Source organism: Fructobacillus sp. ChS1-6f1-1-27 (assembly GCF_059579415.1).
Genome location: NZ_JCAOER010000002.1, coordinates 97,999 through 117,782, shown reverse-complemented (window position 1 = coordinate 117,782; position 19,784 = coordinate 97,999). Strand labels below are relative to the sequence as shown.

At 45.0% G+C, this 19,784-nt stretch carries 21 protein-coding genes and 1 tRNA gene; 7 read left to right on the top strand and 15 right to left on the bottom strand.

Going from position 1 to position 19,784, the window contains the following annotated elements; all coding sequences use genetic code 11:
- Positions 1-73: 73 nt before the first annotated feature.
- The 13 genes from AC5162_RS01630 to gap all read right to left on the bottom strand — a co-directional run bounded on the left by AC5162_RS01630 (position 74) and on the right by gap (position 10,906).
- Positions 74-1,456 (bottom strand): acetyl-CoA carboxylase biotin carboxylase subunit, encoded by a 1,383-nt coding sequence (locus tag AC5162_RS01630; RefSeq protein WP_496533517.1) that lies wholly within the window; start codon positions 1,454-1,456, stop codon positions 74-76.
- Position 1,457: 1 nt separating this feature from the next.
- Complete coding sequence (gene fabZ, locus AC5162_RS01625) at positions 1,458-1,889, bottom strand: 3-hydroxyacyl-ACP dehydratase FabZ (protein WP_496533516.1); 432 nt, start codon at positions 1,887-1,889, stop codon at positions 1,458-1,460.
- 75 nt (positions 1,890-1,964) lie between these two features.
- Positions 1,965-2,441 carry an acetyl-CoA carboxylase biotin carboxyl carrier protein gene (accB, locus tag AC5162_RS01620; protein WP_496533515.1) on the bottom strand — a complete coding sequence of 159 codons (477 nt, stop codon included), beginning with the start codon at positions 2,439-2,441 and terminating at the stop codon, positions 1,965-1,967.
- A gap of 13 nt (positions 2,442-2,454) precedes the next feature.
- Positions 2,455-3,705, bottom strand: a complete 1,251-nt coding sequence (gene fabF, locus AC5162_RS01615; RefSeq protein ID WP_496533514.1) for a beta-ketoacyl-ACP synthase II — start codon at positions 3,703-3,705, stop codon at positions 2,455-2,457.
- Between the two features lie 36 nt (positions 3,706-3,741).
- Complete coding sequence (fabG, locus tag AC5162_RS01610; protein WP_496533513.1) at positions 3,742-4,470, bottom strand: 3-oxoacyl-ACP reductase FabG; 729 nt, start codon at positions 4,468-4,470, stop codon at positions 3,742-3,744.
- 6 nt (positions 4,471-4,476) lie between these two features.
- Positions 4,477-5,418 carry an ACP S-malonyltransferase gene (locus tag AC5162_RS01605; protein ID WP_496533512.1) on the bottom strand — a complete coding sequence of 314 codons (942 nt, stop codon included), beginning with the start codon at positions 5,416-5,418 and terminating at the stop codon, positions 4,477-4,479.
- Positions 5,419-5,435: 17 nt separating this feature from the next.
- Complete coding sequence (locus AC5162_RS01600; protein WP_496533511.1) at positions 5,436-6,401, bottom strand: DUF561 domain-containing protein; 966 nt, start codon at positions 6,399-6,401, stop codon at positions 5,436-5,438.
- A gap of 62 nt (positions 6,402-6,463) precedes the next feature.
- Positions 6,464-6,706, bottom strand: coding sequence for an acyl carrier protein (locus AC5162_RS01595; protein WP_496533510.1), 243 nt, complete (start codon positions 6,704-6,706; stop codon positions 6,464-6,466).
- Between the two features lie 93 nt (positions 6,707-6,799).
- On the bottom strand, positions 6,800-7,774 hold the full coding sequence (locus AC5162_RS01590) for a beta-ketoacyl-ACP synthase III (RefSeq protein ID WP_496533509.1): 975 nt from the start codon (positions 7,772-7,774) through the stop codon (positions 6,800-6,802).
- A gap of 21 nt (positions 7,775-7,795) precedes the next feature.
- Complete coding sequence (locus AC5162_RS01585; RefSeq protein ID WP_496533508.1) at positions 7,796-8,266, bottom strand: MarR family winged helix-turn-helix transcriptional regulator; 471 nt, start codon at positions 8,264-8,266, stop codon at positions 7,796-7,798.
- Positions 8,253-8,696, bottom strand: coding sequence for a 3-hydroxyacyl-ACP dehydratase FabZ (fabZ, locus tag AC5162_RS01580; RefSeq protein ID WP_496533507.1), 444 nt, complete (start codon positions 8,694-8,696; stop codon positions 8,253-8,255). Before fabZ (AC5162_RS01580) ends, AC5162_RS01585 begins: the two co-directional genes overlap by 14 nt.
- A 222-nt stretch (positions 8,697-8,918) precedes the next feature.
- Entirely contained in the window at positions 8,919-9,731 is an 813-nt protein-coding gene (locus AC5162_RS01575) for a metallophosphoesterase (protein WP_496533506.1), read from the bottom strand.
- 164 nt (positions 9,732-9,895) lie between these two features.
- A complete protein-coding gene (gene gap, locus AC5162_RS01570) occupies positions 9,896-10,906 on the bottom strand; it encodes a type I glyceraldehyde-3-phosphate dehydrogenase (RefSeq protein ID WP_496533505.1) in 1,011 nt (336 codons plus the stop codon).
- Positions 10,907-11,141: 235 nt separating this feature from the next.
- On the opposite strand from gap, the gene AC5162_RS01565 reads away from it, so the two are divergent.
- The 4 genes from AC5162_RS01565 to pyrE all read left to right on the top strand — a co-directional run bounded on the left by AC5162_RS01565 (position 11,142) and on the right by pyrE (position 14,696).
- Entirely contained in the window at positions 11,142-11,630 is a 489-nt protein-coding gene (locus tag AC5162_RS01565) for an ECF transporter S component (RefSeq protein WP_496533504.1), read from the top strand.
- Between the two features lie 145 nt (positions 11,631-11,775).
- Positions 11,776-13,110 carry a dihydrolipoyl dehydrogenase family protein gene (locus AC5162_RS01560; RefSeq protein ID WP_496533503.1) on the top strand — a complete coding sequence of 445 codons (1,335 nt, stop codon included), beginning with the start codon at positions 11,776-11,778 and terminating at the stop codon, positions 13,108-13,110.
- A 167-nt stretch (positions 13,111-13,277) separates the two neighbouring features.
- On the top strand, positions 13,278-13,994 hold the full coding sequence (gene pyrF / locus AC5162_RS01555) for an orotidine-5'-phosphate decarboxylase (RefSeq protein ID WP_496533502.1): 717 nt from the start codon (positions 13,278-13,280) through the stop codon (positions 13,992-13,994).
- 72 nt (positions 13,995-14,066) lie between these two features.
- Positions 14,067-14,696, top strand: a complete 630-nt coding sequence (pyrE, locus tag AC5162_RS01550) for an orotate phosphoribosyltransferase (RefSeq protein WP_496533501.1) — start codon at positions 14,067-14,069, stop codon at positions 14,694-14,696.
- A 129-nt stretch (positions 14,697-14,825) separates the two neighbouring features.
- On the opposite strand, the gene metG is transcribed toward pyrE, so the two are convergent.
- Positions 14,826-16,871 (bottom strand): methionine--tRNA ligase, encoded by a 2,046-nt coding sequence (gene metG / locus AC5162_RS01545; protein ID WP_496533500.1) that lies wholly within the window; start codon positions 16,869-16,871, stop codon positions 14,826-14,828.
- Between the two features lie 427 nt (positions 16,872-17,298).
- Between metG and AC5162_RS01540 the strand changes: the two genes are divergently transcribed.
- The 3 genes from AC5162_RS01540 to AC5162_RS01530 are packed head-to-tail and all read left to right on the top strand — an operon-like array spanning position 17,299 to position 19,542.
- Positions 17,299-18,090: a transporter substrate-binding domain-containing protein gene (locus AC5162_RS01540; RefSeq protein WP_496533499.1), complete on the top strand. Its 792-nt coding sequence runs from the start codon at positions 17,299-17,301 to the stop codon at positions 18,088-18,090.
- A gap of 22 nt (positions 18,091-18,112) precedes the next feature.
- Complete coding sequence (locus AC5162_RS01535) at positions 18,113-18,811, top strand: amino acid ABC transporter permease (protein WP_496533498.1); 699 nt, start codon at positions 18,113-18,115, stop codon at positions 18,809-18,811.
- On the top strand, positions 18,808-19,542 hold the full coding sequence (locus AC5162_RS01530) for an amino acid ABC transporter ATP-binding protein (RefSeq protein ID WP_496533497.1): 735 nt from the start codon (positions 18,808-18,810) through the stop codon (positions 19,540-19,542). Before AC5162_RS01535 ends, AC5162_RS01530 begins: the two co-directional genes overlap by 4 nt.
- 125 nt (positions 19,543-19,667) lie before the next feature.
- On the opposite strand, the gene AC5162_RS01525 is transcribed toward AC5162_RS01530, so the two are convergent.
- Positions 19,668-19,751 (bottom strand) — tRNA-Leu (locus AC5162_RS01525).
- Between the last annotated feature and the right edge of the window lie 33 nt (positions 19,752-19,784).

The window sequence follows — 19,784 nt, the reverse complement described above, 5'->3', positions numbered from 1 at the left end:
CCCATCCCCCTCATCAATGTTTGGGTATTAGTAATTTAATAAGCTAAAGCCGCACAAAGGCGGCTTTTCTTAATTACTCTGCGGTTGCTTCTGCCATCTTTTCTTCCCACTCTGGCATAAAGTGGTCTTCCAAGTACTTAGTACCGAAGTTGTCAGTTAAGACGTTTTCATCAAGCAACAAAGCCTTTTGGAAAGATTGTGACGTTGAAACACCAACCAATGATGTTTCATCCACCATTCGTTCCAACTTAGCCAAGGCGCTCGCACGGTCTTCATCGTGCGCAATCAACTTAGCAATCATTGAATCGTAAAATGGTTGGATAGTATCACCATTGTACAAAGCGGAATCAATCCGAACACCAGGTCCACCAGTTGGCAAGAAGACAAAGTCAACCTTACCAGCAGATGGGGCAAAGTTCGCTTCAGGCTTTTCAGCCGTCAAACGCATTTCAACGGCATGGCCGTCAATCTTAACGTCTGATTGCTTCAACTTCAATTCTTCACCAGCGGCAACTTCCACCTGCAAACGAACCAAGTCAAGGCCAGTTACCATTTCAGTGACTGGGTGTTCAACTTGAATCCGAGTGTTCATTTCCATGAAGTAGAACTTACCATCTTGGTCTTGCAAGAATTCGATGGTACCAGTGTTTTCGTAATCAATGGCGTTAACAGCCTTGGTTACGATGTCCATTAATTCTTCGCGCATCGTTGGTGTAACAGACGCAGCTGGTGATTCTTCCATCACCTTTTGGTTCCGGCGTTGCAAGGAACAGTTACGTTCTGGCAAACACAAGACGTTACCAAATTGGTCACGGATCACTTGCATTTCGATGTGGCGGACATTCGTCATCACCTTTTCAATATACATGTGGTCATCACCATATGACAACTTCGCTTCACTTTGGGCGTTGGTAAAGTTTTCAGCCAAGTCTTCTTCCTTGAAGACAAAGCGCATTCCCTTACCACCACCACCAGCAGCAGCCTTCAACAACAATGGGAAGCCAGTCTTCTTTGAAACTTCTTCGGCTTCTTCAACGTTGTGGATATAACCATCTGAACCAGGGATAACTGGGACACCAGCCTTGGTCATTTCTGCCCGGGCGTGTTCCTTGTTTCCCATCAAATCAATTGTATCTGGACGTGGGCCAATCCACTTAATGTTGACATCGCCAACCATTTCGGCAAATAGGGCGTTTTCAGACAAAAAGCCATAACCGGGGTGGATTGCTTCTGAACCCGTCAAAACGGCTGCAGAAACCACGTTTTTCATGTTTAGGTAAGAATCAGCAGGCTTTGGGCCACCAACACAAACCGCTTCGTCAGCGACTTGAACGTGCAAAGAATTCTTATCGGCAGTTGAGTAAATAGCAACCGTTTGGATGCCCATTTCCTTCAAAGTACGAATGATTCGCACAGCGATTTCGCCACGATTGGCTACCAACACTTTTTTAAACATTTTAGTCTCCAATGATAAAAGTCAATTCAGCAGTTGTTGCCTTCTTGCCGTTGACCCAGGCAATTCCCTTACCTGAGCCAACAGGGCCACGCAAGCGGTCCAAAACAACTTCAAGCTTCATTTGGTCGCCAGGGCGAACCATTTGACGGTAACGAGCCTTCTTAATGCCACCAAAGTAAGCAGTCTTACCCTTGAATTCAGGCATTGAAAGCAAGGCAACGGCACCAGCTTGGGCCAAGGCTTCAACAGTCAAAGCACCAGGGAAAGTTGGGTTACCAGGGAAGTGACCTTGGAAGATTTCTTCGTTGATTGAAATGTTCTTCATCGCAACACAGCGCTTGCCGGGTTCCAATTCTTCAACAGTATCCAACATCAACATTGGGTAACGGTGTGGCAAAATTTCTTGAATTTCTTGGGTGTTTAATAGGGACATGGTTTTTCTCCTTTTGTCTATGTATGCCCAAAAAAAATTGGGCGTTACACTCTAACGTGTAGGATAAATCAGTTCTTAGCCTTCTGTAACAAGGTAAAGTGGCTTGTCAAAGTCAACCACTTCTTCGTTTTCAACAAGGACTTCTGCAATCGTACCAGTAACGTCTGACTTGATTTCAGTCATCAACTTCATGGCTTCGATAATCGCAACTGTTTCGCCCTTTTCGACGTGGTCGCCAACTTGCTTGAAGTTTGGTTGGTCAGGCTTTGGTTGCAAGTAAACAGTTCCAACCATTGGTGCCTTGATTTCCTTGCCGGAAGCAGCAGCTGGCGCTGCAGGTTCTTCGGAAGCAGTGTTTGCTGCAGGAGCAGCTGGAGTAGCTGGTGCAACAGGAGTTGCTTGGCTTTGAACAGGGGCAGCAGGAGCTGCTTGAACCTGTTCATTCTTTGACAAGTGCAGTGAAAATTCACCGTCTTGAATTGCTACATCGCGCAAAGTTGACTTTTCCAAGTCAGCCATTAATTCGCGAATTTCTTTCACATTCAAATTCATGGTTAGCCTTCCCTTACCACTTCTTAAAGATAATGGCAGCGTTGTGGCCACCAAAACCATAGTTGGCTGACATTACGTATTCTGGTGCAAAGTCCTTGTTTGACTTGTTAACCAAGTTCACCAACTTTGTGTGTTCGTCTGGTTCGTCAAAACCAACGTTAACTGGCACTTGGCCACGAACGATGGCACCAACTGAAGTAACCGCTTCAATAGCACCAGCGGCACCAAGCAAGTGACCAGTCATACCCTTGGTTGATGAAACCAAGACAGAGTTAGCACCGAAGACAGAGGCAATTGCTTCTGCTTCACCTGAATCGTTAGCACCAGTAGCAGTACCGTGAGCGTTAATGTATGAGATGTCTGCAGGCTTCAAATCAGCATCCTTCAATGCCAAGTTAAAGGCCCGGGCAGCCCCTTCACCATCAGGAGCTGGTGATGTCATGTGGTAAGCATCAGAAGAAGCACCGTAACCAACGATTTCTGCCAAGATGTTAGCACCGCGGGCTTCAGCGTGTTCCAATGATTCCATCACCAAGATACCAGAACCTTCACCTAAGACGAAACCATGACGGTTCTTATCGAAAGGCTTTGAAGCTTGGTCTGGGTCTTCTTCCTTTGACAAAGCAGTCAAAGCGGCGAAACCAGCAATTCCGATTTCGTTAACAGTGGCTTCAGCACCACCGGTCAACATAACATCTTCACGGCCAGATTGGATCCGCCAGAAAGCTTCACCAACAGCGTTAGTAGCGGAAGCACAAGCAGTAACAAGGGTGTAGTTAACACCACGGGCACCGAAGCGCAATGAAACGTTACCAGCAACCATGTTTGGAATAGCTTCAGGAACGAACAAAGGTGATACTCGTTGAGGACCCTTTTCGTGCATCTTGATAACTTGTTCTTCAATGGTTGTCAAACCACCAATTCCGTTTCCTAAGATAACTCCGAAACGGTCTGGGTTTGCAACAGTGGTCTTTTGGTCTGAGTCTTCATCAGCCAACAAACCAGCTTGTTCCATGGCTTGGTAAGAAGCATCGATCGCATATTGTGAGAACAAATCCATCTTACGAGCATCACGCTTACCAACACGGGCAGCTGGGTCGAAACCATCAACTTGCCCGGCAACTGAAATACCAGTTTCTGAAGCATCAAACTTCGTAATTGGCTTGATACCATTCTTTTCGTTAAAAATTCCATCCAAGAAACTTTCACGATCATTTCCGTTTGGCGCAATTGCACCCATTCCTGTAATTACTACTCGAGTCATGTCGTTTCCTTTCTGACTAACTAGCTTTGCTTAAATTTAGATATAAAGGCCACCGTCAACGGTAATCGTTTGACCAGTCATGTAGTCATTGCCTGCTAAGAACAAAGCAACGTCTGCAACGTCGTCAACCGTACCAAACCGTGACAAAGGAATTTCGTTCAAAATGGCTTCACGCGCCTTGTCTGACAAAGCATCCGTCATATCTGAAACGATCATCCCAGGGGCAATGGCATTCACGCGGATATTGCGCTTCGCCCCTTCTTTAGCAAGAGACTTAGTCAAGCCAATCACACCAGCCTTTGAAGCGGCGTAGTTGGCCTGACCAACGTTTCCCATTTGGCCAACAACTGAGGCCATGTTCAAGATAACCCCATGCTTTTGACGGATCATCTTCTTGAAGACTGGTTGGGTAACGTTGAAAGTTCCATTTAAGTTCGTGTTAACAACTTGGGCAAAGTCAGCAGCTGACATTCCCATTACTAATTGGTCCTTGGTAATTCCGGCGTTATTCACCAAAATATCGATACCTTCAAAGCCTTCCGTTTTATAAAGGTCCTTCAAGGCCGTTTCGGCAGCCTCTGCATCGGCCAAATCAAATTGCAAAGTCATTGGCTTTTGCTTGAAAGAGTTAACTACTTCTTCTTTCAAAGGTGACCGACCATGCAAAATCAATTGGGCGCCAGCGCTATCAAAGGCGTGGGCAACGGCCAAGCCGATACCACGTGACGAGCCGGTAACTAAAACAGTTTGGTTTGAAAAATCCATGAGTTCTTATCCTTTCTCTTCGTTGAGCATCTCAACGACCTTCTGATAGGAAGCCAAGTCGGTTACACTATAACGCGCAACTTCCTTGGGGGCAATTTTCTTTGCAAACTTAACTAAGGTTGCGGCTGGACCAATTTCAATCAAGGTATCAACCCCATCATCAACCATTTGCTGTAAGCATTGCGCAAAGTAAGTTGGTGAAACAATTTGGTCAGTCAGCGTTTGTTGCAAGCTGTCTTTGTTGAAAGCCTGCTTATTCGTGTTCGAATAAACCGGGAACTTTGCATCAGCAAAGTCTTCTTTAGCAAGCCGCTCGGACATCTTATCGGCTGCATCTTTCAACAATGGCGTATGGAAGGCGCCAACAACGGGCAACTCCACTTGTTTTTTAACACCAGCTTCAGTCAAAGACTCCACAGCTTGGTCAACATCAGCGGCAATTCCACCAATAACCAGTTGTGAAAAAGTATTGAAGTTGGCTGGATAAACTTGCAAACCGTTAGCTTGCAAGCCTTTTACAACTTCCACAATCATGTCTTGGTTGTCATCTAAGACCGCCACCATCTTTCCAGGGTTTTGGTCACCAACCTCTTGCATGTAAGCGCCACGGTCCTTCACCAGCGCAATTGCCTGGTCAAATGAAAGAATCCCGTTGGCTACCAAGGCTGGATATTCACCAAGTGAAAGACCCAAGCCAGCAATTACATTGTCCAAACCAGCATCAACTAATGCTGCTGCCAAAGCCGCATCGAGGGCAACAATGGCTGGTTGGGCGTACTTTGTTTGTCGAATCTTTTCTTCATCTTGGTCAACTTCGTTTAAGTCGTAACCCAAGATTTCAGAAGCCCGGTCGATGTACTTGCGGTAGTTAGGCAAATTATCATACAGGTCTGTTCCCATCCCCGCTTGTTGTGAGCCTTGGCCGTTAAATAACAGTCCAACTTTCATGTGAAACCTCGCTTTGATTACTTTGTGGTATTTTCAATACCCATGATATCAGTGGCTTGTTCCCAAATGGTTGACAAGATTTCTGCGGCTGGCTTTTCATCATTCACCATTCCAGAAATTTGGCCGGCCATGAAGGCTCCGCCGTCCTTGTCGCCATCTTGAACGGCAGCCCGAAGAGTTCCTGATTCCAGCTTTTCAACTGTTTCGTAATCAGGTTCTGGCTTACCGATTTCTTCAACTTCTTTTTTAACGTATTCCTTGGCCATCTTGTTCTTCAAAACTCGAACACGAGAACCAACGATATTACCAGTGATAATCGTATCGATATCACGGGCCTTCAAGACCTTAGCCTTGTAGTTTGGATGAACTTCTGATTCAGTAGCAGTCAAGAACCGGGTTCCCATTTGCACACCAGAAGCACCAAGGGCAAAGGCAGCGGCAACACCACGGCCATCACCAATACCACCAGCAGCAATAACTGGAATATCAACAGCGTCAACAACTTGTGGTACCAAGGCCATGGTTGTCATTTGACCAATGTGGCCACCTGATTCCATTCCTTCAGCAACCACGGCATCGACACCCTTCCGTTGCATCATCTTAGCCATTGAGACAGATGGGACAACTGGGATAACAACGATGCCAGCTTCGTGCAATTCTTCCAAGAATGGCGAAGGATCACCGGCACCGGTTGCAACAACCTTAACGCCTTCTTCTAAGATAACGTCGAAAACTTCACGGATGTGACGACTCATCAACATCACGTTAACACCAAATGGCTTATCAGTTAATTCCTTGGCCCGGCGAACTTCACGACGAACATCATCACCATGCCAGTAACCAGTTCCGATGAAGCCAAGTCCACCAGCTTCAGAGATAGCGGCGGCCAAAGCACCAGTACCTGCCCAAGTCATTCCACCTTCAACGATGGGATACTTCATACCGAGTTTATCAAAAATTGGGTTTTCAACTTTAAATGTCATAATATGTTTTGCCTCTACTTATTTTTTGGGGTATGTATGCGGTTAAAAACCGCTTTCAATAATTACTTGTTGTCAAGTTGCTTCTTGATTTCGTTAACCAAGTCTTGAACAGTTGAGATTTCTTCAGTGTTTTCCAACTTGATGTCGAAATCATCTTCAACACGGTTCAAAACTTCGAACAAGTCCAATGAATCGGCATCGATGTCATCAGTCATGTTGGTAGTCATTTCAACTTCTGAATCTTCCAAGTCGAATTGGTCGATCAAAATTTCCTTAACCTTGCCAAAAATTTCTTCGTTAGTCATGAGCATGCTCTCCTATAGTAGTTTCGTATTGCAATACGTTAGATTTTTACGGTGCAGTCTACTACACCGCAGTTAATACTCTTATTATACCGATTATACTTGCCAAATTTGAGCGCCGATCGCAAGACCACCACCAAAGCCAACAAAGGCAATCTTCATACCTGGCTTAATTTGACCACTTTCTATCATTTCATCAAGCAAGATGGCAGTCGAGCCGGCAGAAGTGTTACCGTACTCAGCCATATTGGTTGGAAACTTGTCCATTGACTGGCCAAAGTTCTTGGCCATTGACTCAATGATGCGCTTATTAGCTTGGTGAGCCAAGTAGAAATCAACATCATCAGCCTGTAAGCCAGCCTTTTGCAAAGCCTTATCCAAAACCTTTGGTACTTCGCGGGTGGCAAAGCTATAAACGCTCCGGCCATCCTGGTGGAAGTAAGGGTCCAAGGGTGAAATTTCACCAGCAAAGGCATTCTTGTTCGCAAAGCGACCAGTAATGATTGCTTCACCTTTGTCTCCGTAAGATTGGAGTTCTTCTTCAATCAAACCAACCGGTTGGTCAGTGGCCTCAAGCAAGACACCACCGGCACCATCACCGAACAAAACAGAAACTGTCCGATCTTTCCAGTCAACTAACTTGGACAAGACTTCTGCTCCGATAAACATCCCCTTCTTGTACCGTCCTGATGATAGGAAGGAAGAAGCAACGGACATTCCATAAACAAAGCCAGAGCAAGCCGCGTTCAAATCAAAAGCGAAAGCGTTTTGTGCTTCGATGTTTCCTTGAACGATTGCCGCCGTGTGTGGTGACAAAGCGTCAGGTGACATCGTGCTGACAATAATAAAGTCCAGGTCAGCTGCATCCCAACCGGACTTTTCTAATAGCTGCTTAGCAACGGAAGTTGCTAAGTCAGACGTGTTTTCATCAGTGACAACATGTCGTTGGTGAATCCCAGTGCGGGGGTAAATCCATTCGTCACTTGTTTCCATGATTTCTGCTAAATCATCGTTTGTGACGACCCGGTCTGGAACTTTTTTAGCAGTTGCTACTAATTTAATCTGTTCCATAATCTTTCAAATCCTTTGAACTTAGCTGTGGACTAAGTCGTTCAAATAAGTTTGTAAGCGGTGGATAGCACGTTCCATCGTTTGTGATTCAGCATTGTTCATTCCGTCAAAAAGTGACTTGGTCACTTGAAAATGAAACTGCTGGTGAGCTCGGTACAAAACCCGCCCCTTATGGGTCAGGCCGATTTTAACCACTCGCCGGTCGTTTTTGGACCGGCGGCGTTCAATGTAACCCTTGTCGACCAACCGGTCAATGGCGGTTGTCATTGCGCTTGGACTCAAGTGGACCGCCTTTGCTAATTGTGAGGCGGTCTTTTCATCATACATTGAAATCGCATAAATCGTGTGGACTTCTTTGACAGTTAATTCAGAAAAAGGTCCTTGTTTTAGCTCATATTCTTCAACCCAAGCAACGTTGGTAAACATGGTCATTAAATCTTCATTGACCAAACGCAAGTTTACCGCTGATTGTTCTTGGTTATTTGTTTTCATCAGGTGCCACCACGAACATTAGTTCCGCAGTAGTGGCGACCTTATCATCAACCTTGGCTGTCACCGTAACGGTTCCCATGTTTTCACGAACTTTACCAAAAGTAGCGTGCAACTTCAAAACGTCACCAGGGACAACCATCTTCTTAAACTTGGCATCGTTGATACCAGTCATGTAAGCAGTCTTACCCTTGAACTGTGGTGAAGACAAAATCAAAATTGAAGCAGCTTGTGCCAATGATTCGATAATCAAGACACCAGGCATCACGGGATTGCCTGGGAAGTGTCCTTGGAAGAATTGTTCGTTAATCGTCACGTTCTTTACAGCAACGATTGATTCATCCGGTACCATTTCCTCAACATAGTCCATATAGATAATTGGGTAACGGTTTGGGATTAGGTCCATAATCTCAGTCGTGGTCAATACTGGCATTATTGGTTTCCTTTCTTTCGGGTACATTTTGACCCAGTAACTTAATTTGCAATATAGCTATTTTAACAATAAATACTTCGATGGTCAAACTATCAGTTCGATTTGTTGGTCTAACAGGGTTTTTGTCCAATTTAGTCCTAGTTTTTCCAAACAAAATAACCGGTTTTACCTTTTTTTCTGTAACAAATAAAACCAACCGAGCTAACCCGGCCGGTTTTTAATTTAGGCTTCTAAAATGATCAAGCGCTCTTCCCATTCAGTCATAAAGTCCGTGCTAAACCATTCGTTAACTCGCCGGGTATGGTAACCAACCGAAGCATTATAAAAGGTCGTCCCTTGAATTTTAGTCAAAGGCACGTGCAAATGGAGGTGACCAGAGACCGCCGCACCCACTCGGTTTTTGACCGCCATGTTGCCAACCTTTTGACTACCCAAGAAGGCATTCAAAATATCTAAGCGCGGATTATGAAAAGGAATCTGTTGGATAAACCGCTCTTCCTGAGCAAAGTGGTTAATTAGGACAACTTTTTGCCCACTTGTGCCAAGGCCATTAATAGCCGCCTGCATTTGATTCAAGTTAACCTGTAACCGGTCAGGATCTGACATCGGTTGGTTAATCCGGCGGTCATACCAAAATTCCCGCTTAAACCGGCGGATTTCTGTCTCTTCGTGTTTCCCCTGGTCAAATGAATAATCGTACCAGGAGTTATTTCCGATTAATACCGTCTGGCCTAAGTCTAGGGTCTTGTTATGGAAGTAAAGGTCATCAATGGGGCTCTCTAGCTCTTCATAAGTCACGCCAGCGCCCATTTCGTGGTTACCAGCTAAAAAGCGGATAATTACCTTTCCGGCAACCTGATCTTGCAAGTCTCTAGCAAAGGCCAAGGTTTTTTCAAAGTTATTATAGAGGTCACCAGCAATGACATAGACACCAATTTCGTTTGCGATTAAGTACTGGCCCTGCATTTGCAAAGCCCAGCTTCTCTCAACTTTATTTAAATCTAAGTGGTTATCTGATGAGATTGCAACTTTCATAATGATCCGGCCCTTCCTTTGTAAACTAGGCTAGTATAGCATATTTTGTACTTGGGCCGGTGGTTCTAAAGCTTTATTTGCCAAGAGCTTATTGACTAGTGGTAAGAACCTTTTTTCAAAGCACAAAAAAAGAACGCCGAAGCGTCCTCTTTAATTATGAATGATTATACGTTTGCAAAGTGCAACAAAGTACGGATCATGTTTGAAGTGAAACCGTATTCGTTATCGTACCATGAAACAGTCTTAACCAATTGCTTGTCGCCAACTTCAACAATTTGAGTTTGAGTGGCATCAAAGGTAGTACCGTGTGTGTCTCCGATAATGTCAGATGAAACGATTTCATCTTCGTTGTATCCGAGTGAGTCAGAAGCCTTAGCCTTCATAGCAGCGTTAACTTCTTCAGCAGTAACCTTCTTTGACAAAACTGAAGTCAATTCAGTAACAGATCCATCAACAACACCAACACGTTGTGCGTGGCCGTCAATCTTACCGTTCAATTCTGGCACAACCAAACCGATGGCCTTAGCGGCACCAGTTGAGTGAGGAATTGTGTTAACTGAAGCAGTACGGTTTGAACGGAACTTCTTTGACTTAGGACCATCCAAGATCATTTGCGTTGAAGTAAATGCGTGGATAGTAGTCATAGTAGCGATTTCAACACCGAAGCTGTCTTGCAATACACGAGCCATTGGGGCCAATGACTGTGTAGTACATGAACCAGCTGAAACAATCTTGTCGTCAGCCTTCAAGATGTCTTGGTTAACGCCGTAAACAACCGTTGGAACATCACCGGCTGGGGCTGAAATCAAAACCTTCTTAGCACCTGCATCCAAGTGGGCTTGTGACTTTTCTGCTGAAGTATAGAAACCAGTAGCTTCCAATACATATTCAACACCATCATTCTTAACCCAAGGAATGTTCTTAGCATCGCGTTCTGCGTAAACAGTGTAGTGCTTACCGTTAACAACGATACCAGTTTCGTCAGCTGAAACTTCAGCGTCCAAAGTGCCATGAGTTGAGTCATACTTCAACAAGTATGCCAACATTGATGGGCTAGTCAAATCGTTGATGGCTGCGACTTCAACATCAGCTGCTGAGTCACCCAATTCCAAGATACGACGGAATGCCAAACGACCAATCCGACCGAATCCATTAATACCAATCTTCACAGTCATGTGTGTAGACCTCCAATTAATTTTTTGACAAATGTCAACACAAATATTATAACACAGTGGCTAAGAAACGGCGTAGGTTGATTAGTAAAAAATCGAAAAACTTAACCGTACCATTTCTCGTTTCTGTCGGATAAATGAAAAGAAAGTGACTTATAAAATTGACGCGTTTCAAGGTACAATAAAAGTGATATTCATTATTTCTACTATTGTAAATTAGAAGAGCAGGAGAAGCGTTATGAAATACTTCACGACGAAGCAAATTACGATTTTAGCGGTTATCACCGCTTTAAACTTAGCCCTATCATATGTCATTCACATCCCCACGCCCGGTGGTTACGTCAACTTGGTTGAGGCCGGTATCTTCTTGGTGGCCTTGTTAGGCAGTGCCCGGTCTGGCTTGATTGTTGGTGGCTTGTCAGGATTTTTACTTGATTTCTTGGCCGGTTATGCCGCCTGGGCCCCATTTTCCTTGGTTATCCACGGTTTGGAAGGTTACTTGGTTGGTTTGATTGGTGCCAAAAAATCAGTTACCGCCCAAACAATTGCCTTAGTGGTCGGTTCTTTGGTCATGGTCGTTGGCTACTTCTTTGCCACTGCCCTTTTGTCCAAGAGCTGGGCGACTGGTTGGGCCTCAATTATCGGTAACATTGCCCAATGTGTCTTTGGCCTGCTAATTGCCTTAGTAGTCCGGCCAGCTTTGGCAAACCGTGTGGACTTAAAGTGAATGAAAAGCACCTTATCCCGGTAGTCTAATGGACTGCTGGGGTTTTTATTTGCCTGAAAAACTTTTAGTTACAGTGGCCTTTCTTTTATTTCATTTCGACCTATGGGATAATTAAAGTAAGAAATTTTTAGGAGGATTTTCATCAATGACAGAGTATGATTACGATGTTTTGTACCTTGGCGCCGGGCACGGTGCCTTTGACGGTGCCCCATTACTAACGGCGGCCGGCAAGAAAGTGGCCTTCGTTGAACGCGAAAAGGTCGGCGGCACTTGCCCTAACTGGGGCTGCAATGCCAAGGTGATTTTGGAAAACGCCTCTGCGCTTCAGCGGCAATTACTTGCTTCTAACGGGATTGTCGAAGGGTCTGGTAAGATTAACTGGGCCAAGAACATGGACCGCAAGAAAGAAATTATTTCAATCTTTCCAAACGCCATCCAATCAGGGATGGAACAAGCCGGGATTGAATTTATCTTTGGTGACGGCGAATTTAAAGACGCCCACACCATCCAAGTCGGCGACAAGACTGTTACCGCCGATAATATTGTGATCGCAACTGGAATGCACTCACACCGCTTAGACATTCCTGGCGCCGAATACATGCATGATTCCAAGGACTTCTTGTCATTAGACCAAATGCCAGCCAAAACAGTTGTTATCGGAGCTGGTTACATCGGCTTGGAATCAGCTGCCATGATGCACACCGCTGGTGCCGATGTAACCGTTATTTTACGTGGCGACCAGGCCTTGGATGGCTTTAACAAGGAATACACCGACGCCCTGCTTACTTCATTAGAAAAGCAAGGGATTACCTTTGTTAAGAACACTGAAACGACTGCAGTTGAAAAGCGCAGCCAAGGATTTGCCTTGCAAACCTCAACTGGTACTTACGAGGCCGACTACATCTTGGATGCTACTGGTCGGATACCAAATACTGCTGGTCTTGGTTTGGAAAAGGTTGGTATCGACTTTGACGCCAACGGAATCGTTGTCAACGACTACTTGCAAACAGCCTTGCCAAACGTCTACGTTACTGGTGATGTGATGAAGAAGGACCAACCCAAGTTGACACCAACGGCAACCTTCGAATCTCAATACGTGGCCAACCACATCTTGGGTGAAGAAACAGCTCCCATTGACTACCCAGCTATCGCTACCAACGTCTTCACAACCCCACGCCTTGCCCAAGCTGGTGTGACTTTGGATGAAGCTCAAGCTCACCCTGACCAATTCACCATTGTTGAAAAGAACGTGATGGATGACTGGTACCGCCAAGTCGATTATGAAAACGAAGGAAAGTTGTCATTAATTTACGACAAGGACCAACACTTAGTTGGGGCCATCGAATTGTCTGACCATGCCGAAGATATTATTAACGACTTGTTGCCAGCCATCGAATTTGCCTATACGCCAAAGCAGTTGAGCCGCCTGGTAACAGTCTTCCCAACGATCGGCTATTCAGCCATTGGTAACTTGCTTTAAAATAAATTTGTCCAAATCGACAAGATAGTTTATACTTTGATTAATCATTAACTGGTTCAGAGAAGCCAAATGGTTACCCAAACATAACTTTTAAACCACAAGACTATTCTCTGAACTTTTTAGGGGATAGTCTTTTTTGTGCCAAAAATATTAGGAGGGCTGGATAAATGGAAAAACCACTTATGATTGCATTAGACTTTGCGTCAGTGAAGGAGGTAACCGAATTTTTAGACCGTTTTGACCAAGCCGATAAGCTAACGGTCAAAGTCGGCATGGAGCTTTTTTACCAGGCTGGCCCTAGTATTATTACCGATTTGAAAAACCGCGGCTGCGACATTTTCTTAGACTTGAAGCTTTTCGATATTCCAAATACCGTCAAACGGTCAATGAACCAAATTGCTCAATTGGGTATTGATTTTGTGACTGTTCATGCAATGGGTGGCCGCAAAATGTTAGCCGCTGCTAATGAAGGCTTACAAGAAGGCGCTGACCAAGCCGGTTTGAAAAAGCCCGCCCTCCTAGCTGTTACTGAGCTCACATCAATGTCTGATGAAGCCTTGAAAGAAGACCAACACGTTTCCCTATCGATGCAAGACCAAGTTTTAGCCCTGGCCCAAATGGCCGAAGAAACTGGCTGCGATGGGGTGATTTGCTCCGCCCTTGAGTTAAAAACTTTAAACGCCCAGCTGCCAAAGGACTTTTTGTTTGTGGTACCCGGTATCCGTCGCCAAGCAGACCAAAGCGGCGACCAAGTCCGAGTTGCTAGTCCCACTACTGCTGCCAACGACGGCGCCAATGCCATCGTTGTTGGCCGGCCAATTACCCAAGCCCCTGAACCGGTTGCCGCCTGGCACCAGTACCAAGAAGACTGGCAATCAGCCTAGACAATTAGTAACCGGTCGATTAAACGACACCACCCATTCCAACACGAACCTTAAAATTTGAAAGGAAAACCCATGATCCAAAAGACCGCTAACATCTACCAAGATTTGATTGACCATGAAATCGTTCAATTAAAGACGGACCAAACTTTTACCTTTGCATCTGGCATCAAGTCACCAATCTACACCGACCTTCGGCAAACAATTTCTTACCCCAAAACTCGGACTGCCATCAAAGAAGCTTTGGCTGACTTGATTGACACGACCTTCCCCGGCCGGACAGTCATCGCCGGTGTTGCGACGGCCGGCATTCCCCAAGCAGCCTTGGTTGCTGAATCTTTGAACCTGCCCATGGTTTATGTTCGCTCAAAGCCAAAGGACCACGGTACCGGCCGCCAAGTTGAAGGTAACTTACAACCAACCGACCAAGTCGTCTTGATTGACGACCTCATTTCAACTGGTGGTTCTGTAATTTCCGCTGCCAAGGCCGTTGAAAAAGAAGGCCACCACGTTACTGGGGTTGTTTCAATTTTTTCTTATGGTTTCCCAGACGCCGATAAGAACTTCAAGGAAGCCGGCTTTACCTTCAAGCCTTTATTAACTTACAGTGGCTTAATCAAACGTCTGGCCGACCAAGATGTGATTTCAAAGGACCAATACGACCGCTTTTCAACTTGGCACCAGGACCCTTGGGCCTGGTCATAATCATTTTTCACTTCAACACTCACCAACATTTAAAACATTTTTCAAACAAAAAAAGAGCTATCCATCTCACACCTAATCTGATTAGGCACAGCTGGTTAGCTCTTTTTTCATTTATTAATCATGCAATAATTATTCGATGCCAGAACCTGGTTCGATTGAATCAGGCAAGATTGAAACCGTCACGATATCATTCTTTTCCGCTGACAAAACCATCCCCTCAGACAGCTCACCAGCCATCTTCCGAGGAGCCATGTTAGCAACGATGGCAACCGTCTTACCAACCAAGACTGCTGGTTCAGGGTACCACTTGCGAATTCCCGAAAGAATTTGGCGAGGCTTGTCAGAACCATCATCAAGGGTAAACTTAACTAACTTCTTTGACTTTTCCACTAATTCAGCGGCCGTAATCTTAGCTGCTAAAATTTCAACCTTGTCAAAGTCATCATATTCAATCAATGCCTTCTTAGCACTTGCTTCTTCAGTCACTTGCTTCTCCTGGCCCTTTTTCTTGGCCGTTTCCTTTACTGCGCGGCCCTTACCCTTGGTATCCTTGGATACCAATGATGCAATGTAGGCCACTTCTTGTTCAACATCCAAGCGTGGGAAGATTGGTTCACCCTTTTTAACAACTTTGGCACCAGCCGGCACCTGGTCAATCGTCAAATCTTGGATGGATACGCCATTTTCAGGGTAGTCCAAACCAAGTTGGGCGAAGATTTGCTTAGGTGCATCCGTCATAACCGGTTGTAACATTACCGCAACTGCCCGCAAGGCGCCAACCAAGTGAGCCAAGACAGATTGTAAGGCCGCCTTAGCTGCTGGGTCTTCACCAGCTGTCTTCGCCAACACCCATGGTTCCGTTTCATCGATATACTTGTTGGCCCGACGGACAACGCCCCAAACTGATTCAAGGGCATCGGCAGTATGGACAGCGCCTAAGTGTTCGTTGTATTCGGCCACTTGTTCCAAAACAACCTTGTCTAAGTCTAGGTCAAAGTCGGTCTTACCCATTTCAAAGGCAGGGACAACCCCGTCTTCATACTTGTTAACCATGGCAACCGTCCGGTTTAACAGGTTACCAAGGTCGTTAGCCAAGTCATAGTTCACCCGAGAAACAAAGTCTTCAGGTGAGAAAACACCATCATTTCCAAATGGCATTGACCGGAGTAAGTAGTAACGGACGGCATCCAAGCCGTAACGTTCCGTTAAGTCTTCAGGGTAAATCACGTTTCCCTTCGACTTTGACATCTTACCGTCTTTCATAACTAACCAGCCGTGACCAATGATTTCCTTTGGCAAATCAAGACCCAAAGCATGGAGCATGATTGGCCAGTAAATAATGTGGAAGCGAACGATTTCTTTTCCAACTAATTGGACGTTAGCCGGCCAGAATTTTTGTAACAAATCGTCTTGGTTAGACCCGTAACCCAAAGCCGTAATATAGTTAGCCAAGGCATCAATCCAAACATAGATAACGTGCTTTTCATCGCCCGGTACCGGTACCCCCCAGTTAAATGATGTTCGAGTAACCGCTAGGTCTTCCAAGCCAGGCAAAATGAAGTTTTGCAACATTTCGTTCATCCGTGCTTGTGGTTGAACAAAGTCTGGGTGTTCCTTGTAGTACTTAACCAACCAGTCAGCATACTTGGACATCTTAAAGAAGTAAGTTTCTTCTTGGATTTTTTCGACTTCATGACCAGATGGGGCCTTCCCACCGATCATCTTGCCGTCATCATCGCGGTAGACTTCAGCTAGTTGTGATTCAGTAAAGTATTCTTCATCCGAAACTGAATACCAGCCTTCATACTGACCCTTATAAATATCGCCCTGGTCCAAGAGCTTTTGGAAAATCTTTTGAACGGCTGCTTCGTGGTCCTTATCCGTCGTCCGAATAAACTTGTCATAAGAAATGCCCATCAATGACCACAAGTCCTTGATGTCTTTGGCCATCTTATCCAAATAAGCAATTTCGGTTGTGCCGGCAGCAGCAGCCTTCTTTTGAATTTTTTCACCGTGTTCGTCTGTTCCAGTTAGGAAGAAGACATCATCGCCTAAGAGGCGGTGGTAACGGGCGGCCGCGTCGGCCAAAACCGTTGTATACGTATTACCGAGTTGCAACTTCCCAGATGGGTAGTAAATCGGCGTTGTGATGTAAAATGTACTATTTTCTGACATATGAGTCCTTTCTGGCCTAATGGTGGCCACACCTTGCTACCATTATAGCAAAGGCCCGAATGGCAGACCACTCTTATTAAGGAAGAAGGTCTATAACTTTCCAGTAAACCATTTGATAAAAACCCTTAACAAAAACCGTCCTATCCAACTTTATCAACAAGACCACTTTTCGAATCAATTTAGAAAATTAAAGATAAATTAGAGAAAATCCGTTGACAAAAAAATCACGGGACGGTACACTAAAGTAGAAATTGGAGGCGCTTATGTTAGTTGCATTATCATCTAACAACCTAGAAATGCGCGCGGTAACCTGTCGGTTCCCGCTTTTTTAGGGTGCGTTTTCGTTTTATACTAATAAAATGACTTAAAAACCGCCCTTAGTGTATTCTAGGGGCGGTTTTTCTATGTTTAAGAGGAGAAGGAACAAATGAAAAAGAAGATGGCGATTTTGCTCGCTGGAATCATCGTCGTGCTTGCAGCCATTGTTGGTTTGTTGCAGCTCAACAAGCCTGCCGAAGGCTACACGATGGACAAAGGAACCTTAACCGTCGGTTTAGAAGGAACCTACGCCCCATTTTCTTACCATGATAAAAATGGAAAATTGGTTGGTTATGAAGTCGAGATGGCCAAAGAAATTGGTCAAGTTCTTGGCTTGAAAGTTAAGTTTGTTGAAACCAAGTGGGACTCATTGATTGCTGGTTTGAACGCCAACCGTTATGATGCCGTTATCAATAACATCGGTATTCGTGCCGACCGACAAAAGTCATACCGAATGTCACAAGCTTACTTGTACTCAAAGACGGTGATTATTTCACGCAAGGGTGAAACCAACATGAATACCCTGTCAGATATCAGTGGTAAAACGATGGCTCAATCATTAACTTCTAACTATGGCCAAATTGCGCAACAAAAAGGTGCTACTATTAAAGGTGTCGCCGGTATCGTTGAAGCAATGAACTTGATTACGACTAACCGGGCCGATGGAACAATTAACGACCTTGGGGCCTTCAACGCATGGAAGAAGGAAAATCCTAAGGCCAAGGTGCAAGATGTTGATATCACCAACGAAATTGCATCCGTTCCTTCTGGTGTTTTGATGAAGAAGGACAACTCAGAATTGCAAAAGAAGGTCAACAAGGCCATCACCAAGTTGAAGGACAACGGCAAGCTGAAGAAGTTGTCAGAAAAGTACTTCGACACTGATTTGACGAAAAAATAATAGCTAAGAGGAGAACAACTCCATGACAGATTTTTGGAATCTGGCAACTGAATATACCCCCAGGCTTCTAGAATCAGCCTTCAAATACACGCTGCCGCTGACAGTTATCGCCTTTTTCTTCGGGCTGGTCTTTGCCATCCTAACTGCCTTAATTCGGACTGCTAACCTACCTCAAAATGAGTGGGCCGCAGCCGCCTTACAAATCCTAAAGGGGTTTGCCGCCTTTTATGTCTGGCTTTTCCGGTCAACGCCGATGTTGGTTCAACTCTTTATCGTCTTTTACGGATTACCAAACGCTCACGTGGCCTTATTCCAGTCCGCCTGGGTTTCAGCCATCACGGTCTTCTCACTAAACACTGGGGCTTATGCTTCTGAATCAATCCGGGCATCAATTTCATCGGTTTCTGAAGCCCAAAAGCAAGCCGCTCGGTCGCTTGGAATGACGACCACCCAGGTCTATCTGAACGTCGTTTTGCCACAGGCGGCTCGGATTTCAATTCCGCCTTTGTCAAACTCCTTAATTTCATTATTAAAGGACACGTCATTGGCCTCCACGATTACAATTGTTGAAATGTTCTACACCGCTCAACAAGTTGCCGCTACCAACTACAAGATCCTATCAATGTATATCCTGGCAGCGATGATTTATGCAGTCTTTACGTCAATCCTATCAATCGGTCAGCACTACCTAGAAAAGTACACATCGAGGTTCGCCCAATGATTCAAGTTAAAAATTTAATCAAACAATACCCCGATAAAAAAGCCCTAGATAATGTGACTGTTGACTTCCCTGCCGAAGAAACAACCGCCATCGTTGGTCCTTCCGGTTCTGGGAAGTCGACCTTACTACAGGCTTTAAACCTGCTAGAACGTCCTACTAGCGGTCTTTTAGCGATTGATAACGACACCTTGGACTTGTCAAAGCCGATTACCAAAGACCAAGTTCTTCACGCCCGTCAACAATACGGGATGGTTTTCCAGGAAAAGGCCCTCTTTACACATTTGACGGTCTTAAAAAACCTAACAGAAGGGCCAATTAAGGTTCAAAAGCTAAGCAAAGACGAAGCCAACCAACGAGCTTTAGACCTGCTCAAGCAGTTCAAGATGGAAGAACTTGCTAACCGCTACCCCTACCAATTATCTGGCGGGCAGCAACAACGAGTCGCCATCCTCCGCGCCTTAGCAATGAACCCCTGCTACTTATTATTAGATGAACCAACTTCGGCCCTTGACCCTGAGCTAGAAGCCCAAGTTTTACGGGTCTTGCGTGACTTAGCCCAAAAGGACACTTCGATGATCATTGTCACCCACAACATGTCCTTTGCCAGGCAAGTTGCTGACAAGATTGTCTTTGTCGAAGATGGTAAAGTCGGTTACGACGGTCCTACCGATGGTTTCTTTAATTCGTCTAACGACCGAATCAAGCAATTCTTAGGTGCTATGCAGTTTTAGTTTTATTCATAAATTAAAAGAGGTTCAACACTATTTTGTATTTAAGTGTTGGGCCTTTTTTTAATACAAATATTAAAAAAAAAAGAAAACGACCAGCCTAAGCTAGTCGTTTTTCTCTCATGAAGTGCCCTCGGTGGGAGTCGAACCCACACGGTGTTGCCACCACTGGATTTTGAGTCCAGCGCGTCTGCCAATTCCGCCACAAGGGCATTTGCTGTATTTCATAACTATATTAGTTTATC

What these genes read in the sequence shown, in the direction of transcription:
- metG (WP_496533500.1), bottom strand. Translation starts at nt 16,871, where the DNA reads ATGTCAGAAAATAGTACATTTTACATCACAACGCCGATTTACTACCCA.
- AC5162_RS01540 (WP_496533499.1), top strand. Translation starts at nt 17,299, where the DNA reads ATGAAAAAGAAGATGGCGATTTTGCTCGCTGGAATCATCGTCGTGCTT.
- gap (WP_496533505.1), bottom strand. Translation starts at nt 10,906, where the DNA reads ATGACTGTGAAGATTGGTATTAATGGATTCGGTCGGATTGGTCGTTTG.
- AC5162_RS01600 (WP_496533511.1), bottom strand. Translation starts at nt 6,401, where the DNA reads ATGACATTTAAAGTTGAAAACCCAATTTTTGATAAACTCGGTATGAAG.
- fabZ (WP_496533507.1), bottom strand. Translation starts at nt 8,696, where the DNA reads ATGCCAGTATTGACCACGACTGAGATTATGGACCTAATCCCAAACCGT.
- AC5162_RS01605 (WP_496533512.1), bottom strand. Translation starts at nt 5,418, where the DNA reads ATGAAAGTTGGACTGTTATTTAACGGCCAAGGCTCACAACAAGCGGGG.
- pyrF (WP_496533502.1), top strand. Translation starts at nt 13,278, where the DNA reads ATGGAAAAACCACTTATGATTGCATTAGACTTTGCGTCAGTGAAGGAG.
- accB (WP_496533515.1), bottom strand. Translation starts at nt 2,441, where the DNA reads ATGAATTTGAATGTGAAAGAAATTCGCGAATTAATGGCTGACTTGGAA.
- AC5162_RS01565 (WP_496533504.1), top strand. Translation starts at nt 11,142, where the DNA reads ATGAAATACTTCACGACGAAGCAAATTACGATTTTAGCGGTTATCACC.
- fabZ (WP_496533516.1), bottom strand. Translation starts at nt 1,889, where the DNA reads ATGTCCCTATTAAACACCCAAGAAATTCAAGAAATTTTGCCACACCGT.
- AC5162_RS01575 (WP_496533506.1), bottom strand. Translation starts at nt 9,731, where the DNA reads ATGAAAGTTGCAATCTCATCAGATAACCACTTAGATTTAAATAAAGTT.
- fabG (WP_496533513.1), bottom strand. Translation starts at nt 4,470, where the DNA reads ATGGATTTTTCAAACCAAACTGTTTTAGTTACCGGCTCGTCACGTGGT.
- AC5162_RS01585 (WP_496533508.1), bottom strand. Translation starts at nt 8,266, where the DNA reads ATGAAAACAAATAACCAAGAACAATCAGCGGTAAACTTGCGTTTGGTC.
- AC5162_RS01535 (WP_496533498.1), top strand. Translation starts at nt 18,113, where the DNA reads ATGACAGATTTTTGGAATCTGGCAACTGAATATACCCCCAGGCTTCTA.
- AC5162_RS01560 (WP_496533503.1), top strand. Translation starts at nt 11,776, where the DNA reads ATGACAGAGTATGATTACGATGTTTTGTACCTTGGCGCCGGGCACGGT.
- AC5162_RS01530 (WP_496533497.1), top strand. Translation starts at nt 18,808, where the DNA reads ATGATTCAAGTTAAAAATTTAATCAAACAATACCCCGATAAAAAAGCC.
- AC5162_RS01590 (WP_496533509.1), bottom strand. Translation starts at nt 7,774, where the DNA reads ATGGAACAGATTAAATTAGTAGCAACTGCTAAAAAAGTTCCAGACCGG.
- AC5162_RS01595 (WP_496533510.1), bottom strand. Translation starts at nt 6,706, where the DNA reads ATGACTAACGAAGAAATTTTTGGCAAGGTTAAGGAAATTTTGATCGAC.
- pyrE (WP_496533501.1), top strand. Translation starts at nt 14,067, where the DNA reads ATGATCCAAAAGACCGCTAACATCTACCAAGATTTGATTGACCATGAA.
- fabF (WP_496533514.1), bottom strand. Translation starts at nt 3,705, where the DNA reads ATGACTCGAGTAGTAATTACAGGAATGGGTGCAATTGCGCCAAACGGA.
- AC5162_RS01630 (WP_496533517.1), bottom strand. Translation starts at nt 1,456, where the DNA reads ATGTTTAAAAAAGTGTTGGTAGCCAATCGTGGCGAAATCGCTGTGCGA.